The organism is Streptomyces sp. NPDC048383 (genome assembly GCF_040651775.1).
GTDB lineage: Bacteria > Actinomycetota > Actinomycetes > Streptomycetales > Streptomycetaceae > Streptomyces.
Genome location: NZ_JBEZKS010000001.1, coordinates 306,514 through 322,893 on the forward strand (window position 1 = coordinate 306,514; position 16,380 = coordinate 322,893).

At 74.0% G+C, this 16,380-nt stretch carries 15 protein-coding genes; 10 read left to right on the forward strand and 5 right to left on the reverse strand.

Features of this window, described 5'->3' with window-relative positions; all coding sequences use genetic code 11:
- Positions 1–14: 14 nt before the first annotated feature.
- Positions 15–440, reverse strand: coding sequence for a pyridoxamine 5'-phosphate oxidase family protein (locus AB0D46_RS01465; RefSeq protein ID WP_362875195.1), 426 nt, complete (start codon positions 438–440; stop codon positions 15–17).
- 175 nt (positions 441–615) lie between these two features.
- A complete protein-coding gene (locus AB0D46_RS01470; protein ID WP_362875196.1) occupies positions 616–1,278 on the reverse strand; it encodes a response regulator transcription factor in 663 nt (220 codons plus the stop codon).
- Between the two features lie 325 nt (positions 1,279–1,603).
- Between AB0D46_RS01470 and pdhA the strand changes: the two genes are divergently transcribed.
- From pdhA to AB0D46_RS01495, 5 genes are all read left to right on the forward strand, one after another.
- Positions 1,604–2,812 (forward strand): pyruvate dehydrogenase (acetyl-transferring) E1 component subunit alpha, encoded by a 1,209-nt coding sequence (gene pdhA / locus AB0D46_RS01475; RefSeq protein ID WP_362875197.1) that lies wholly within the window; start codon positions 1,604–1,606, stop codon positions 2,810–2,812.
- Positions 2,813–2,817: 5 nt separating this feature from the next.
- A complete protein-coding gene (locus AB0D46_RS01480; RefSeq protein WP_362875198.1) occupies positions 2,818–3,798 on the forward strand; it encodes an alpha-ketoacid dehydrogenase subunit beta in 981 nt (326 codons plus the stop codon).
- An 11-nt stretch (positions 3,799–3,809) separates the two neighbouring features.
- The gene (locus AB0D46_RS01485) at positions 3,810–5,258 is read left to right on the forward strand and encodes a dihydrolipoamide acetyltransferase family protein (RefSeq protein WP_362875199.1); all 1,449 of its coding nucleotides are present in this window, start codon (positions 3,810–3,812) and stop codon (positions 5,256–5,258) included.
- Between the two features lie 232 nt (positions 5,259–5,490).
- Positions 5,491–6,438, forward strand: a complete 948-nt coding sequence (locus AB0D46_RS01490) for a GNAT family N-acetyltransferase (protein WP_362875200.1) — start codon at positions 5,491–5,493, stop codon at positions 6,436–6,438.
- Positions 6,439–6,530: 92 nt separating this feature from the next.
- Entirely contained in the window at positions 6,531–7,295 is a 765-nt protein-coding gene (locus AB0D46_RS01495; RefSeq protein WP_362875201.1) for a hypothetical protein, read from the forward strand.
- A gap of 62 nt (positions 7,296–7,357) precedes the next feature.
- Here AB0D46_RS01495 and AB0D46_RS01500 read toward each other — a convergent pair whose 3' ends face one another.
- Entirely contained in the window at positions 7,358–8,566 is a 1,209-nt protein-coding gene (locus AB0D46_RS01500) for a DUF1266 domain-containing protein (protein ID WP_362875202.1), read from the reverse strand.
- Between the two features lie 425 nt (positions 8,567–8,991).
- Here AB0D46_RS01500 and AB0D46_RS01505 point away from each other — a divergent pair, with 425 nt between their 5' ends.
- Positions 8,992–9,780: a hypothetical protein gene (locus AB0D46_RS01505; RefSeq protein WP_362875203.1), complete on the forward strand. Its 789-nt coding sequence runs from the start codon at positions 8,992–8,994 to the stop codon at positions 9,778–9,780.
- A 548-nt stretch (positions 9,781–10,328) separates the two neighbouring features.
- On the opposite strand, the gene AB0D46_RS01510 is transcribed toward AB0D46_RS01505, so the two are convergent.
- Positions 10,329–10,850: an aminoglycoside adenylyltransferase gene (locus AB0D46_RS01510; RefSeq protein WP_362875204.1), complete on the reverse strand. Its 522-nt coding sequence runs from the start codon at positions 10,848–10,850 to the stop codon at positions 10,329–10,331.
- Between the two features lie 118 nt (positions 10,851–10,968).
- On the opposite strand from AB0D46_RS01510, the gene AB0D46_RS01515 reads away from it, so the two are divergent.
- Together AB0D46_RS01515 and AB0D46_RS01520 are read left to right on the forward strand one after the other, a co-directional pair.
- Positions 10,969–12,717 (forward strand): C1 family peptidase, encoded by a 1,749-nt coding sequence (locus AB0D46_RS01515; protein WP_362875205.1) that lies wholly within the window; start codon positions 10,969–10,971, stop codon positions 12,715–12,717.
- Position 12,718: 1 nt separating this feature from the next.
- Positions 12,719–12,859 carry a hypothetical protein gene (locus tag AB0D46_RS01520; RefSeq protein WP_362875206.1) on the forward strand — a complete coding sequence of 47 codons (141 nt, stop codon included), beginning with the start codon at positions 12,719–12,721 and terminating at the stop codon, positions 12,857–12,859.
- A gap of 118 nt (positions 12,860–12,977) precedes the next feature.
- On the opposite strand, the gene AB0D46_RS01525 is transcribed toward AB0D46_RS01520, so the two are convergent.
- Positions 12,978–14,180 carry a DUF418 domain-containing protein gene (locus AB0D46_RS01525; RefSeq protein WP_362875207.1) on the reverse strand — a complete coding sequence of 401 codons (1,203 nt, stop codon included), beginning with the start codon at positions 14,178–14,180 and terminating at the stop codon, positions 12,978–12,980.
- A gap of 145 nt (positions 14,181–14,325) precedes the next feature.
- Between AB0D46_RS01525 and AB0D46_RS01530 the strand changes: the two genes are divergently transcribed.
- Both AB0D46_RS01530 and AB0D46_RS01535 read left to right on the forward strand, forming a co-directional pair.
- Positions 14,326–14,985, forward strand: coding sequence for a GntR family transcriptional regulator (locus tag AB0D46_RS01530; protein WP_362875208.1), 660 nt, complete (start codon positions 14,326–14,328; stop codon positions 14,983–14,985).
- Positions 14,982–16,328: an MFS transporter gene (locus AB0D46_RS01535; RefSeq protein WP_362875209.1), complete on the forward strand. Its 1,347-nt coding sequence runs from the start codon at positions 14,982–14,984 to the stop codon at positions 16,326–16,328. Before AB0D46_RS01530 ends, AB0D46_RS01535 begins: the two co-directional genes overlap by 4 nt.
- Positions 16,329–16,380: the final 52 nt, after the last annotated feature.

Genomic DNA, 16,380 nt, shown 5'->3' on the forward strand with positions numbered 1-16,380 from the left:
GGTCCGTCCGATGATCACAATGCGTGTTGGTACTGCCGTTCCCGGCGGTTCGTGTTCCCGGCCAGGGTGTGGACGGTGACGAGTTGGGGTTCGATGCGCATGTAGACCGGATCGAAGACCGCGCCGTCCACGAAATGCGGGCCCGGACCGAATAGTTCCAGTTCCCCGTTGGTCGGTTCGACGATCTCCGCGGTGCCGGTGAACTGCACCGACCACAACCGTTCGTCGGGGGAATTGAAGTTGTCCGCCCCGTACGAGACGACACTGCCGTTGCAGGCCTGGTGATGGCCGAAACCGGCGTGCATTCTCAGGACGACCTTGTCGTCCACCACGATGTGGCGGGCGAGGGCGAGGAAGGGCAGCGCGCGCATGCTGGTGGCGACTCGGCCGTAGGGCACGCGGCGCAGCAGTTCGATGGCGTGGAGTTCCTCAGGGGACATGCGACCACTGTCCGGCACCGACGCGGCGTCGGGAAAGGGGATCCCGCCCCGATCATCGGGGACGTTGGTCCCGAATGGGCCGAGAGCGCCGAGGGCGCCACCGGCGGCCCCGGGGTCGGGCACCGTCCCCCGGGGGTCCGTCACCGTGCGTCATCGGCCCGGGGGTCGGGGGGAGCTACGCGCGCTTCTCCGCCTGGAGGCGGGCCACGTACGCGGCGGCCTGGGAGCGGCGCTCCATGCCGAGCTTCGAGAGCAGACTGGAGACGTAGTTCTTGATCGTCTTCTCGGCGAGGTGCAGCCGCTCGCCGATGACCCGGTTCGTCAGTCCCTCGCCGATCAGGTCGAGGATCTTGCGCTCCTGCTCGGTGAGGTTGGAGAGCCGGTCGTCGCCCTTGCCGTTCTTGCCGTCGCGCAGCCGCTCCAGCACCCGTGCGGTCGCGACGGGGTCCAGCAGCGACCTGCCGGCCGCCACGTCCCGTACGGCGCTCAGCAGTTCGTTGCCGCGGATCGCCTTGAGGACGTAACCGGAGGCGCCGGCCATGATCGCGTCGAAGAGGGCCTCGTCATCGGCGAACGAGGTCAGCATCAGGCACTTGATGTCCTCGTTCTGCGAGCGCACCTCCCGGCACACCTCGACGCCGCTGCCGTCCGGGAGCCGCACGTCGAGAACCGCGACGTCGGGGCGGGTCGCCGGGATGCGCACCAGCGCGTCCGCCGCGGTACCGGCCTCACCGACGATCTCGATGTCGTCTTCGACCGACAACAGCTCATGAACACCCCGACGTACCACTTCGTGGTCGTCCAGGAGGAATACCTTGATTTTTCCGTCTTCGCGCACGAAGTCAGTTTCACACACTCACCCCTTCCCTGCCGGAGTTACCCGGGATAACGTGCCGTTGTTCCGGCCCCCTGCAAGGCTGTGACCAGTGGTTGTTCGCGCTCCCGCCGATTTACTTGGATATCCAAGCAAAATCGCAGGTCAAACGGGGTTTCGCGGTTATACGACGCACTGGGTAACGTGCATTGCGCAGGGCACTCGCCGGGGCACCTGTCACGCCTGAATCCCGTACTCGACGCGCACCCACCCCGTGCGCGGGTACAGATGCAGGTGAGCCGCACTGGACCCCGGAGAACCCGGGTGCCGGACCGACGGAGGAGCACACGTGACCGTGGAGAGCACTGCCGCGCGCAAGCCGCGACGCAGCAGCGGCACCAAGCGGGCAGCCGGCGCGGCGAGCGCCCGCAAGACCGCCGCCGCCACCGCACAGCCGCACGACGCCGAGCCTCAGCTCGTACAACTGCTGACGCCCGAAGGAGAACGGGTCGAGGTGGCGGACCATCCGGACCTCGCGGAGTTCGCGCCCTTCGTCGCGGACATCACCACCGACGACCTGCGCGGGCTGTACCGCGACATGGTCCTGACCCGCCGCTTCGACGGCGAGGCGACCGCCCTCCAGCGCCAGGGCGAGCTGGGCCTGTGGGCCTCGCTGCTCGGCCAGGAAGCGGCGCAGATCGGCTCCGGCCGGGCCCTGCGGGACGACGACTACGTCTTCCCGACCTACCGCGAGCACGGCGTGGCCTGGTGCCGCGGGGTCGACCCGACCAACCTGCTCGGCATGTTCCGCGGTGTGAACCACGGCGGCTGGGACCCGACGATCAACAACTTCCACCTGTACACGATCGTCATCGGCTCGCAGACGCTGCACGCGACCGGCTACGCCATGGGCGTGGCCAAGGACGGCGCCGACTCGGCCGTCATCGCGTACTTCGGCGACGGCGCGTCCAGCCAGGGCGACGTCGCGGAGGCCTTCACCTTCTCGGCCGTCTACAACTCGCCGGTCGTGTTCTTCTGCCAGAACAACCAGTGGGCGATCTCCGAGCCCACCGAGCGCCAGATGCGCGTGCCGCTCTACCAGCGCGCGCAGGGCTTCGGCTTCCCCGGCGTCCGCGTCGACGGCAACGACGTCCTGGCCTGCCTCGCGGTCACCCGCTGGGCGCTGGAGCGCGCGCGCCGCGGCGAGGGCCCGACCCTGGTCGAGGCGTTCACGTACCGCATGGGCGCGCACACCACCTCGGACGACCCGACGAAGTACCGGCGCGACGAGGAGACCGCGGCCTGGGAGGCGAAGGACCCGATCCTGCGCCTGAAGGCCCACCTGCTGGCCTCCGGGGGCGCCGACGAGGCGTTCTTCGCGGAGCTGGAGGCGGAGAGCGAGGTCTTGGGCAAGCGCGTGCGCGAGGTCGTACGGGCCATGCCCGACCCCGACACGATGGCGATCTTCGAGAACGTCTACGCGGACGGGCACGCGCTCGTCGACGAGGAGCGGGCGCAGTTCGCCTCCTACCTCGCGTCCTTCGAGGGTGGGGAGTGACCACCATGGCCATCGAAAAGATGTCGATCGCGAAGGCGCTCAACGAGTCGCTGCGCAAGGCCCTGGAGACGGACCCCAAGGTCCTGATCATGGGTGAGGACGTCGGCAAGCTGGGCGGCGTCTTCCGCATCACCGACGGGCTGCAGAAGGACTTCGGCGAGGAGCGGGTCATCGACACCCCGCTCGCCGAGTCGGGCATCGTCGGCACCGCCATCGGCCTGGCCCTGCGCGGGTACCGGCCGGTCGTGGAGATCCAGTTCGACGGGTTCGTCTTCCCCGCGTACGACCAGATCGTCACGCAGCTCGCGAAGATGCACGCCCGGGCGCTCGGCAAGATCAAGATGCCGGTCGTCATCCGCATCCCGTACGCGGGCGGCATCGGCGCCGTCGAGCACCACAGCGAGTCCCCCGAGGCGCTCTTCGCGCACGTACCGGGCCTCAAGGTGGTCTCGCCGTCGAACGCGAGCGACGCCTACTGGATGCTCCAACAGGCCATCCTCAGCGACGACCCGGTGATCTTCTTCGAGCCGAAGCGGCGCTACTGGGACAAGGGCGAGGTCGACGTCGAGGCCATCCCCGGCGAGCTGCACAAGGCGCGCGTCGCCCGCTCCGGCACCGACGTCACCCTGGCGGCCTACGGCCCCATGGTGAAGGTCTGTCTGGAGGCCGCCGCCGCGGCCGCCGAGGAGGGCAAGTCGATCGAGGTCGTGGACCTGCGCTCGATGTCCCCGGTCGACTTCGACGGGCTCCAGGCCTCCGTGGAGCGCACCCGCCGGCTCGTGGTCGTCCACGAGGCGCCGGTGTTCCTCGGTATGGGCTCCGAGATCGCGGCGCGCATCACGGAGCGCTGCTTCTACCACCTCGAAGCGCCGGTCCTGCGCGTCGGCGGCTTCCACGCGCCGTACCCGCCGGCCCGCCTGGAGGACGAGTACCTGCCCGGCCTGGACAGGGTGCTCGACGCCGTCGACCGCTCCCTGGCGTACTGAGGAGTGCCCCGATGACGATCCGCGAATTCAAGATGCCCGACGTGGGCGAGGGCCTCACCGAGGCCGAGATCCTCAAGTGGTACGTCCAGCCCGGTGACACCGTCACCGACGGGCAGGTCGTCTGCGAGGTCGAGACGGCGAAGGCGGCCGTGGAGCTGCCGATCCCCTTCGACGGGGTCGTGCACGCCCTCCTCTTCGAGGAGGGGACCACGGTCGACGTCGGCCAGGTCATCATCTCGGTGCGGACCGGCGCCGACGCCGGTGCGGACGGGGCGGCCCCGGTCGCCGAGGCCCCCGTGGCCGCCGCCGTCGCGACGGGCTCGGAGGCCGCCGCGGCCGCCGAGCCGGAGCCCGCCGCCCGCCAGCCCGTCCTCGTCGGGTACGGCGTGTCCACGGCCTCCACCAAGCGCCGGCCGCGCAAGGCCGCCGAGGGCGTGCCCGCCCGCAACGGCACCGCGCCGGCCCCGGCGGCTCCCGCCGCGGCTCCTGCCGTGGTCGCCGTCGCCGTCGCCGTACCGGCGCAGCCGACGGGCGAGCGCCCGCTGGCGAAGCCGCCCGTGCGCAAGCTCGCCAAGGACCTCGGCATCGACCTGGCCGCGGTGGTCCCCACCGGTCAGGGCGGCGTCGTGACCCGCGAGGACGTGCACGCCGCGGCCGCCGCGGCGATCACCCCGCAGGCCGTCGCCCCGGCGCCCGTGGCCGCTCCGGCGGCGCAGGCCGTCGCGGCGCCCGCCGTCGCGGTCGCCGTGGACCCCTCGGCGCGCGAGACCCGGATCCCGGTCAAGGGCGTCCGCAAGGTCACCGCCCAAGCCATGGTCGGCTCCGCCTTCACCGCCCCGCACGTCACCGAGTTCATCACCCTCGACGTGACGCGGACGATGAAGCTGGTCACCGAGCTCAAGGCCGATCCCGACCTGGCCGGGCTGCGGATCAACCCGCTGCTGCTCATCGCCAAGGCCGTCCTCGTGGCGATCCGCCGCAACCCGGACGTCAACGCGTCCTGGGACGAGGCGGCCCAGGAGATCGTGCTCAAGCACTACGTCAACCTCGGGATCGCCGCGGCGACCCCGCGCGGCCTGATCGTCCCGAACATCAAGGACGCCCACGCCAAGACGTTGCCGGAGCTGTCCGAGGCGCTGTCCTCACTGGTCGCCACGGCCCGCGACGGCAAGACCTCCCCCGGCGACATGCAGCAGGGCACGATCACCATCACCAACGTCGGCGTCTTCGGCGTCGACACCGGTACGCCCATCATCAACCCCGGCGAGTCCGCGATCCTCGCGGTCGGCGCGATCAAGCTCCAGCCGTGGGTCCACAAGGGCAAGGTGAAGGCCCGTCAGGTCACCACCCTGGCGCTGTCGTTCGACCACCGTCTGATCGACGGCGAGCTCGGCTCCCGCTTCCTGGCCGACATCGCGGCGGTCCTGGAACACCCCCGCCGGCTCATCACCTGGTCGTAGACCGGGCGCGCACCGATCCACGACCGGGCGCGCGCACCGATCCGCCGAGGGCCGGCCTTCCCCAGGGAAGGCCGGCCCTCGGCGGTGCGTCGGCCTCGGCGGTGCGTCGGCCTCGGCGGTGTGTCGCCCTCGGCGGTGCGTCGGTCCGGGCCGCGGGTTCCCCGCCCGCCGGGGCGGGTCGGTGTGGATAACCCCTGGTCAGGACCGGATCCGCCGTGTGATCATCGCCCCGATGACATTCCGCGCTGCCACAGCAGACCCCGCAGACCCCGCCGACCTCGACCGGGCCCTCGCCTTCCCGGCGCACGGCCCCGTGGCGGCGCTCACCGCCGACCGCGTCCGCGAGGAACTCGCGGCCGGGCAGTTCCGCCCCGAGTGGATCTGGTTCGCCGAGGACGACGACGGCGAGGTGCTCGCCCGCGCCCTGTGGTGGGGGCGGGCCGACAGCGAGCGTCCCGTCGCCCTCGACTGCCTCCAGGTCCGCGAGGACGTCGCCGACCCGGCCGCGCTCACCGCCGGCCTGCTGGCCGCCGGGCACGCCGCCTTCGGCAAGGCCCCCCTGTACAACCTCTCCCTGCCGCGCGACTGGCGCGCCGACCCGGCGCTCGTCGAAGCCGTGGCCTGGCGCCAGGAGGCCGCCCGACGGGCCGGTCTGACGCAGGAGGTCGAGCGGCTGCGCTACGAGTGGACCCCGGCCACCGGGGTCCCGGAGCCCACCGGCCGGCTCGTCTTCCGCGAGGGCACCGACGAGGAGTTCCTCGACGTCTTCGCCCGCCTCTCCCGCGGCAGCCTCGACCTGAACACCCGGCAGGAACTCGCCACGATGACGGAGGAGGAGTTCGCCCGCGCCGACTTCGCCTACTACCTCGACTGCCCCGGCGAACGCTCCTGGTGGCGGCTGGCGCACCTGCCCGACGGCACGCTCGCCGGGATGGCGATCCCCTCCGCGACCCCGTACCACCGCAACGTCGGCTACCTCGGCGTCGTCCCCGAGCAGCGCGGCAAGGGCCTGATCGACGAGGTCCTCGGCGAGATCACCCGCTTCCACGCCGCGGCCGGCGCCGAGCGCGTCACGGCGACCACCGACGTGGTGAACCTCCCCATGGCCGCCGCCTTCGACCGGGCCGGCTACGAGGTCACCGAGATCCGCCTCGTCCTGGAGGAACCCGCGGGGGGCTGAGCCCCGCCGCCCGGGCGGGAACGAACCCCCTCCGGCTCGTGTGAACCGCCCGCTCCCGACGCGGTAGCCTCCGCCCGGGAAAGGGGGTCCGCGTGCCCATCACCGAGTTGCAGGTGTACTCCGTCGAGCGGGCCGACGTCACGGGCGGGGTGTGCCTCGTGCGGTGCCTGGGCGGCGCCGCCCGCCCCGGGCAGGTGTACGCAGCCGGGGAGGCGCGGCTCGGGCTGCGCCGCATCGAGGCCGCCGGACTGACCGTGCACTCCGTCGGCGGGGGCCGCGTCGCGCGGGTCCACCTCACGGGCCCCATGGTCGCGCTGCTGACCCGCGGCCAGGTGCTCACCTCGGTGCCGACCGACGGGCACGCCCTCGCGGAACTGGAGGCCTGGCTGGCCGGCGGGCCGCCGCTGCTGGAGGAGCCGCACCCACGACCCCTGCGGGCCCTGGCCGGGGCCCGGATGCAGGACGAGGACCTGCCGGACGGGGTCCGGCTGCGCTGGGGCCGGATCGCGTTGACCGCCGGAGCCCGCTGCGCCGAGGCGGAGGGCACGCCCGACCTCGTACGGGCCTGCGAGCTGGCCGCCGTGCGCAGCTACCTGATCCGCCGGTTCGGTCCCGGGCCCGGCGGCGATCCGGCGGCCCTGTGCCGGGACCTGCTGGAGCTGATCGACCTGACCCCGCCGGCGGCCGCCGCGCTGGCCGTCGGCTGGCGCGAGCTGCCGGCGGAGCGGATCCAGCACCTGCGCCGGATCAAGAGCCTGATCGCGTGGATGGTCCTCGTACGCCCCTTCCTGACGGCCGAAGACCCCCTGGCGCGGGCCGTCGACGCCTGGTCGGCGGTGCGCGCGGGTCTGCCGTAGCGCCTCGGGGGTGCGCGGTGCGGGTGGGGCCGGTGCGGGTGGGGGGTGGTGCGCGAACCGGGTTACCGCCAGGGGATGTTGAGCCAGGGGCTCGCCGGGTCGGTGGTCAGGGTCAGGTGGGTGGCGAGGGAGGAGGCGTACCACTCGCCGAACTCCTCCTCGTCGAAGTGCAGGCAGCGCCCGAGCAGGTACCCGGCGGAGAGTTCCTCCCAGGACCGGTAGCTGCCCCGGGCCGCTTCGCCCGCCCGGAGGACGGCCCGCTCGGTGTCCTCGATCGTGCAGTAGCGGGCGCCCAGACCCCAGCGGGCCATCTGCGAGGCGCGGCCGTGGTCCCAGCCCGCGACGGAACGCACCCAGCCGCCCTCGGGGAGCAGCCCGTCGGCGCGGAAGCGCTGTTCGTAGCGGGCGATCCGGCCGATCAGCCGTTGCACGCCGGCTATCTCCCCTTCGAGTTCGGCGACCGGGCGGGGCTCCGCGAGGGTCACGCCCTCCGGGGTGAGCTGCGGCTCGACGGCCTGCTCGGCGCTGCGGCGCAGCCCGTACTCGACGGCGTGCCGCCAGTGCTCGACGTCGACGGGGCCGGCGAAGTCGGAGGCGAGCATCCGGCGCACGCGCAGGGCGAACTCCCAGACGGGGCTGACGACTTCGGCGTGCTGCATGCGGCGCAACACGTCGAACCAGCCCGTCGCGTCCGTGATCCCCCAGGAGGTGCGCAGGCGTTCGCGCTCGCGGGTGTAGCCCTTGCCGTGGTAGCCGAGGGCGTTCCAGAACTCCCCGTTGAGGACGGCGAGATGGGCTCCGACGGCCAGTCCGTGCGCGACGGCCCCGTGCAACGGCCCGCCGGTGTGCAGGGCGTGCACGGCGCCGGGCTCGGGACCCCAGGCGGAGGTGGCGTCCCAGTGGGCCCGCCAGCGGGCGCGGTCGGCGGGCGTGGTGGTCAGGTACGCCCCGGCGGGCGTTCCCGGGTTCACGGCGAGGTGGGCCGGGTCCCGCTCGTCCCAGGCGTTCGCGAACCAGGCGAGGCTCTGGCGCAGGAAGACGGTGTCGGCGTCGGGCGCGGGCAGCATGCCCCGGGTCCACACGGCGAGGCTGCCGTCGTGCGGGGACGGGTGGAAGCGGGCCCGGCCCGGATCGGCGTCGACCCGGGCGCGGGACTGCGGGAGGAACAGTTCGGCGCGGGCGAGGGTGTCGAGGTAGCCGGACCAGTCGCCGCGCGTCCTGGCCCCGTGCAGTTCTCTCTCGATCGCGCTCGGCGCCGTCCAGCCAGTCATACCGGGACCCTATACGGACGTCCCGGGACGTCGTGGGGCCGTACCTGGCCCCGTACGTCTTCGACGGGCCGCCCGTCCTCCAGGACCGGCTGCGCCGGGTCTTCGCGCAGGCGCAGTCCGCGCCGGCCGGGCCGGGCCGGGCCCTCGTCCGGATGGGCAAGGCCCGGACCGGGCGGAGGGCACTCCTGCGGTGGGGGTGGGAGCGACTGAGGGGTACGGGCCGGCACCGCCGGGGCGGCCAGTCCGACGGGGCATCAGCCGAGGGTGACGGCATCGACGCAGGTCAGCGCGGTACGTACGCCGGTTGCGCGGCGTGTCCCCGGGGGTGGTGGACGCGCTGCGGTTGCGGGGGCCGGCGGGGTGCCGCTACGTGGAGCGGGACACGTCCCAGTCACCCGTAGGCCCCGCCGGACAGGAGAGTTCCGTTGCGCCGCTCCACGCGCCTCACCCGCTACGCCGTCCCCGCAGTGCTCTGCACCGCGCTGCTGGCCGCGTCCCCCGGCCTCGCGACGGCCGCCGACGCCCCCGCGAGGCCGCCGGTCGCGGCGCCGGCCGAGGCCGGGTCGAAGGCGATCCCCGACGCCGAGGCGCTGCTCGCGCAGGTCCGGCAACTGGGCTCCATCGGCGGGGTGTTGCAGCCCGTGACCGACCTGCTCGGCGCCGTCCTCGCGTCCCCCGACGGCAAACTCCCGGAGGCGGACGTGGCCGCCTTCCGGTCGAAGACCGACACGGCCCTCGCCACCCTGAGAAACAACCTCCCACCCACCCCGACCGCCCCGGCCCCGCCGGTGACCACCCCGCAGGTCCCGGCGGCCGCCCCGAAGCTCCCGGCGGACGCGCCCAAGGTGCCTGCGGACGCCCCGAAGCTTCCTGTCGCGGCCCCGCAGCTCCCGGCGGACGCCGCGAAGCTCCCCGCCGCCGCACCGCAGGTCCCGGCGGACGCACCGAGGCTCCCCGTCGCCGCGCCCAAGGGGCCCGCCGTGCCGGCCCGGGCCTTCGCCGGGCCGCTCGACGTGATGACGGCGGCGATCGACAACCTCAAGGAGTCCGTGGACGGGCTCCTCAGGACGGCGGGTCCCTGCGGCTGTACGACCGACGCCAAGGCCAAGGCCACCGACGTCCTGACCAGCCTGGTCGCCACGCTGGTCGCACTCCTCACCGGCCTCGGCCTGCCCGGCCTCCCCCCGCTCCCGGTCCCCGTGCCGGTCCCGTAGCAGCGCGCCCGCGTAAGTCCCCTGCTGCATGGGCCCGGCACGCTCGCATGCTCCCCCTGCTGTGCGAACCCGGGGCGCCGGCGTAGTCGCCTGCTGCGTGGGCCCGGCGCCCCCTCGTAGTCGCCTGCTGCGGGGCCGGGCGCGCCCGCATGATCCCCTGCCGTACGGGCCGCACGCTCGCATGCTCCCCCTGCCGTACGGGCCCGGGGGCGCCGGCGTAGTCGCCCGCTGTGTGGGCCCGGCGCCCCCTCGTAGTCGCCTGCTGCGGGGCCGGGCGCGCCCGCATGATCCCCTGCGTACGGGCCGCACGCTCGCATGCTCCCCCTGCCGTACGGGCCCGGGGGCGCCGGCGTAGTCGCCTGCTGCGTGGGCCCGGCCTGCCCACAACGTCCCCCTGCCGCGTGGCCGGCGCCCGTAGCCGCCTGCTGCCTAGGCCCCGCGCGCCCGCGTAAGTCCTCCGCTTCCCGGGCCCGACACGCGCCCCCCGCCGCGCCGCCCCCCGGCCGCCCCACGGAAGCGGACCGGCAGCGCCACCCTGCGGGCACGTGTCAAAGGGCGCCCCGGGCCGCCAAGGTCGCCTCCAGCAGGGCCACGTCCGCCGCGTCCTTCGGGCGCCTGGCGCGGCCCGGTATCCATATCGGGGTCATCCGTTTGATCTCGATCTGCGCCGCCGGGGAGACGACCGGGCACTCCAGCGCGCCCAGCCGCCCCGGCTCCGCCGCGTCCAGCATCCTGGCCGGCCACCGCGTGCCCGCCCAGGGGCCGCCGGCCACCACGTCCCGGCCGGCCCCGTCCCGGTCGACCAGCGCGAAGCTCAGCTCCTCGCCGTCGCGTACGAGGTCCAGCTGTTGGCCGTCCGCCCGCAGGACCTCGTACCCCCGGGCCACGAGCGGGCCGATCAGCCGGCCGGCGTCCCGCGACCGGGTGAACCAGTCGATGTCCTCGTGCTCGCGGGTGATCCGGCCGAGCCAGAAGTCCATGGCCCAGCCACCCCGCAGCCAGACCTCCACGCCCAGTCCGCGGACCTCGGCGATCATCGCCAACTGGCGTCGTGCGCACGGCTCTTCCATGCGATCACCGTACGACCCCCGTGCCACCGAGCGACCGTGCGGACCCCCTTGACGGGGTTCCGCGGCGGGGAGACGTTCAGGGGTCTCGCATCCGAACGGTCGCAGCCGGGGGGCCGCCATGCCGCAGGAGTCCGTCCAGACCGTGGGGGAGCTACGGGCGCAGCTCGCGGCGTGCGGGGCGAGGTGGTCCGTCGGCGAGCACCTGGCGGACGCGGACCCCGTGCCGCGGCCCGCGCTCGGTCTGGACCCGGGGGCGAACCTGACGCCGGCCGCGCAGGCGGGCCCCGTCGACCTGCGGGCGCTCGTCGGGCACGCGAGCGGCAATCCGGACGTGACCCGGCGCAGGGCCGCGCACGGGCTGCTGCCCGGCGCGGCGGACGCCGGTCCGGGCGGCGGGCGGCCCGTCTCCGTGGACTGGCGCGACCGTTGGGGGCGGCCGTGGCTGACCCGGGTGAAGGACCAGAACCCGTGCTGCTCCTGCTGGGTGTTCGGGGCGACCGCGCTGGTGGAGTCGATGGCCCGGATCGAGCACGGGGTGTGGGCCGCGCGTTCCGAGGGGGACGTGCACGACGGGATGAAGTCGGCCTGCGGACAGGGCGGCGACCCGGAGACCGCCCTGGACTGGATCCGTACGAACGGGGGCCTCGCGGACCCGGACTGCTGGCCGTACGGCACGCCGCCCCCGGGGCTGCCCGCCGAGCGGCGGGAGGCGTGGCGGGCGGAGTACACGCCGAGTTGGGACCGGTCGGGGCGGACCGTGCGGATCCCGGAGCCCGTACGGCTCGGGGACGTCGAGCAGCAAAAGGTCTGGCTGGACACCGTCGGCCCGCTGACGGCCTGCTTCGACGTGTACGACGACTTCTTCGGGCTCGGCGCCGGCGTCTACCACCGCACCAGCGACCGCCGGGCGGGCGGCCACTGCGTGTTGATCGTGGGCTACGACGACGCGGCGGGCTGCTGGCTGTTCCGCAATTCCTGGGGCACGGACCACCACGTGGGCGGCTACGGCCGGATCGCGTACGGGGATTCGGGCATCGACGACTGGGCGAAGTGCGGTCTGTACGGCACGAACATCGACCCCTGGAGCAAGCGCCGGTCGCACGCGGGCAGCGTCTACGAGAGCGGCAACGGCCGCGCCCACCGCAACTTCGAGATGGCCGCGACGGCGGGCGCCGGCCGGTTGCGGCACTGGTGGCGCGAGGGCGAGGCACCGTTCTCCTGGTCGCGGGACGAGACGTACGCGCACGACGCCTCGGGCCAGCCCGCCTTCACCGGCACCACCTACAACCGGAACATGGAGTCCCTGCACGTCACGACGGGCGGCCGGTTGCGCCACTGGTACTTCGAGCAGGCGGTGCGGGTCTGGCGCGACGGCGGCGCCTTCGGACCGGGCGACGCGGCCGTCGGCTCGACCCCCGCGTTCATCCAGAGCGACTACGGCAAGCCGGGGAACTTCGAGGTGGTCGTGCGGACCGCCGACGGCCGGCTGAACCACTGGTGGCGGATCAACGGGGCCCCCTGGACCTGGAACGACGGCGGCCGGTTCGCGCCCGGCACCGCGCACTACGGTCCGGCCCTGATCCAGACCCGGGGCCGCCGGCTGGACCTCGTCGCCGCCCGCACCGACGGTCGGATGCAGCTGTGGTGGCGGGACGACGCGGACGGCTTCGCCTGGCGGCCGGGCGAGGTGTTCGGCGCGGGCGTCACCTCGGCGCCCTGCCTGATCGAGGGCCCGCACGGGGCCGCGGACGAGGACACCGCCGGGAACTACGAACTGTGCGCGGCCCGCGGTGACGGGCGGGTGGAGCACTGGTGGCGGGCCAACGCGGCCGGCGGGCTGGGCCCGGGGCGGGGTGTTCGGGCATGACGTGCTGGCCGTGACCGGGATGCTCCAGGGCAGCTTCGGGTTCAACCTGGAGGCCGTCGTCCTGCGCACCGACCGACTGCTCCAGCACTGGTGGCGCGACGGCGCGGGCTGGCACGAGGGGCAGGTCATCGGCCCGGCCTGAGCACCGGGCGGCATCGGCCCGGCCGGCGGACGCGGTGCCGTCACCCCGTGCCGGCGACGCGGCGCCGTCGGCCGGGGCCGAGGGCCCGGTGTCGTCGGCCCCGGCCTACGGCCCGGTGTCATCGGCGCGGCCTGAGCACCCGGTGCTGGAGGGCCTCCAGCGGGCCCCGCTCGAATCGGCGCAGCCATAGCCACGAGCCGAGGGCCAGGACCAGGGAGACGGCGGCCCACAGGCCCATCACCCACCACGGCCCGTCGTCGGCGAAGCGGGTGGCGAGGCCGAGACCGAGGCCGTAGCAGAGCAGGACGCAGAGCGCGTTCTGGGCGACGTAGCAGGACAGGGCGCTGCGGCCGACCGAGGAGAGGGCGGTGACCACCGGCTTCGGCAGCCACAGCCGGTCGAGGGCGATGCCGATGAGCCCGATGTAGCCGACGGCGACCAGCGGGGCGACGCCGTAGCGGCCGACGGCGAAGAAGTCGCCGCCGCCGAGGGTGGTCGCGACGGTCAGCGGCAGGCCGAGGCCCAGGCCCCAGCCGGCCATCCGGGCCCGGATGCGGCGGCCGGTGTCGCCGGCGGTGAAGGCGCCCGCGCGGTGCAGCCGGACCCCGAGCAGGAAGAGGAACACCAACAGTCCGAAGGAGAAGACGGGTTCGATGCGCAGGGCGGCGAAGTTCTGCAACCGGAAGGCGATCTGGTCGAGCCAGTTCCCCTCGGCGTAGAGGGCGACGACCTCGGGGTCGACCCCACCGGACCCGGAGCCGGAGCGTGACCCGGAGTCGTCCGAGCCGCCCACCAGGGCCAGGGTCAGCAACGCCACCATCACCAGGTGCAGCGCCCCGGCCGTCCACATGGCCCGGCGCCGGACCTTCTCGGAGCGGGCCGGCAGCCGGGCCACGAGGAGGGCGGTCACCGCGTAGCCCATCAGCACGTCCCAGGCGAAGACGAGCAGGAAGTGGACGGTGCCCTCGACGAAGAGGAAGGCGGCCCGCCGCCAGTACCGGCCCGGCCACGGGTTGCCGCGCCGGGCCGCCGAGTCGTACTGGATGGCCAGCCCGACGCCGAACAGGACCGTCAGCAGGGCCAGGAACTTGCCGTCGGCGAGGGCGCGGAACACGGTTTCGGCGATGTTCGCGGCGGACGGGTCGGACAGCGGGTCGACCGGGGTGAGGCCCCCCTGGAGGACGCCCCACTCGGCGCCGGGGGAGGTGAAGATCCAGACGTTGGTCATGAGCGTGCCGAGGATGGCGGCGCCGCGCAGGACGTCGAGGAGGGGCAGCCGCGCGGTCGCGCGCCGGGTCGGGACGGTCAGGGTGTCGGCCATGACTTCAGCGTCCCGGCGGGCGGGGCGCCGTACGTCCTGCCCGTGGACGAACGGCCGGTACATCCTTCGATGCAGCCGCGGGCGGGCCGCGTCCACATCCCGGACGGTCCGCCGCTTGCACCTCTGTTGTATCTAAGCTGTGCCCATGCCAACCGACTCCCCCGCCCGGGCCACCGTCACCGCGGCCGACCGCGTCTACCACCACGTCAAGCAGGGCGTGCTGGAGCGCCGCTACGAGGGCGGGGTGCTGCTCACCGAGGGCGAGGTCGCCGAGGCCGTCGGGGTGTCCCGCACGCCGGTGCGCGAGGCGCTGCTGCGGCTGGAGACCGAGGGCCTGCTGAAGCTGTACCCGAAGAAGGGCGCGCTGGTGCTGCCGGTCTCCGCGCAGGAGATCGCCGACGTGATCGAAACCCGGCTGCTGGTCGAGGAGTTCACCGTACGCAGGGCCGTGCCCGCCCCGCCCGCCCTGCTGGAGCGCCTCGCCGCCCTGCTCGCCGAGCAGCGGCGGCAGGCCGCCGCCGGCGACACCGCCGCCGCGATGGCCGCCGACCGGGCCTTCCACGCCGAGATCGTGCGCCACGCCGGCAACGCGATCCTCTCCCGCCTCTACGACCAGCTCCGCGACCGGCAGCTGCGGATGGGCGTCGCCCTGCTGCACGCCCACCCCGACCGGATGGACCCGACGCTCGCCGAGCACGCCGAGATCCTGGACGCGCTGCGCGCCGGGGACGCGGAGGCGGCCGCCGCCGCCGTGCGCGGGCACATCGGGCGGGTCGAGGCGCTGGTGCGGAGGGCGGGCCGATGAGCGCCGCCGGCAGCGCGCGGGGCTCGTCGGGGCCCGTCCCCAAGGACCCGCCGGGCGGGCGGGAGGCCGTCCTCATCTGGTCGATCGGCGTCGCCGTCTACTTCGTCGCCGTCATCTTCCGGACCAGCCTCGGCGTGGCCGGACTCGACGCCGCCGACCGCTTCCAGGTCAACGCCTCCGCGCTGGCCACCTTCTCGTTGCTCCAGCTGCTGGTCTACGCGGGGATGCAGATACCCGTCGGCCTGATGGTGGACCGGCTCGGCACCAAGAAGGTGCTCACGCTGGGCGCCGTCCTGTTCACCGCCGGGCAGCTCGGCTTCGCCCTGTCGCCGTCGTACGGGATGGCGCTGGCCGCCCGTGCCCTGCTGGGCTGTGGCGACGCCATGACCTTCATCTCCGTCCTGCGCCTCGGCACCCGGTGGTTCCCGGCCCGGCGGGCGCCGCTGATGGCCCAGCTGGCCGGGCTGGTGGGGATGGCGGGCAACCTCGTCTCCACGCTGGTGCTGGCGCCCGTCCTGCACGGCGTCGGCTGGGTGCCCGCCTTCGCGGGCAGCGCCGTCGCCGGGCTGGTGGTGCTGGTGCCGCTCGTGCTGTTCCTGCGGGACCAGCCCGAGGGGTACGGGAGCCCGTCCGCCGGGGGAGCCGGGGCGGGCGGCGGGTTCGTCCGGCGGCAGATCGCCGATTCCTGGCGGGAGCCCGGCACGAGGCTCGGGCTGTGGGTGCACTTCACGACCCAGTTCCCGGCGATGGTGTTCCTGCTGCTGTGGGGGATGCCGTTCCTGGTCGAGGCGCAGGGGCTGTCCCGGACCGCCGCCGGCGGGCTGCTGACCCTGATCGTCGCCTCGAACATGGCCTTCGGGCTGGTCTACGGGCAGGTCGTCGGCCGCCGGCAGGGGGCGCGGATCCCGCTGGCCCTCACGACCGTCGGCGTGACCGCCGCGCTGTGGGCCGCCATCCTCCTCCACCCGGGGGAGCGGGCCCCGATGTGGCTCCTGGTCACCCTGTGCGTGGTGCTCGGCACCTGCGGTCCGGCCTCGATGATCGGCTTCGACTTCGCCCGGCCCGCCAACCCGGCGGAGCGGCAGGGCACCGCGTCCGGCATCACCAACATGGGCGGCTTCCTCGCGTCGATGACCACCCTGCTCGCGGTGGGCGTGCTGCTCGACGCCACCGGGGACGACTACCGGATCGCCCTTTCCTCGGTCTTCGTCCTCCAAATGCTGGGCACCAGCCAGATCCTGCGGCTGCGGGGCCGCGCGCTCGCCCGGGAACGCTCCCGCGTCCCGGCGGCCGTGCCGTCCGCGCGGACCGCCGTGGCCGCCACGGACCCGGCGGGCGTCTGAGGCGCTACGACACCCCCGCGCTACGGCGCCCCCGCGCTACCGCGCCCCCGCG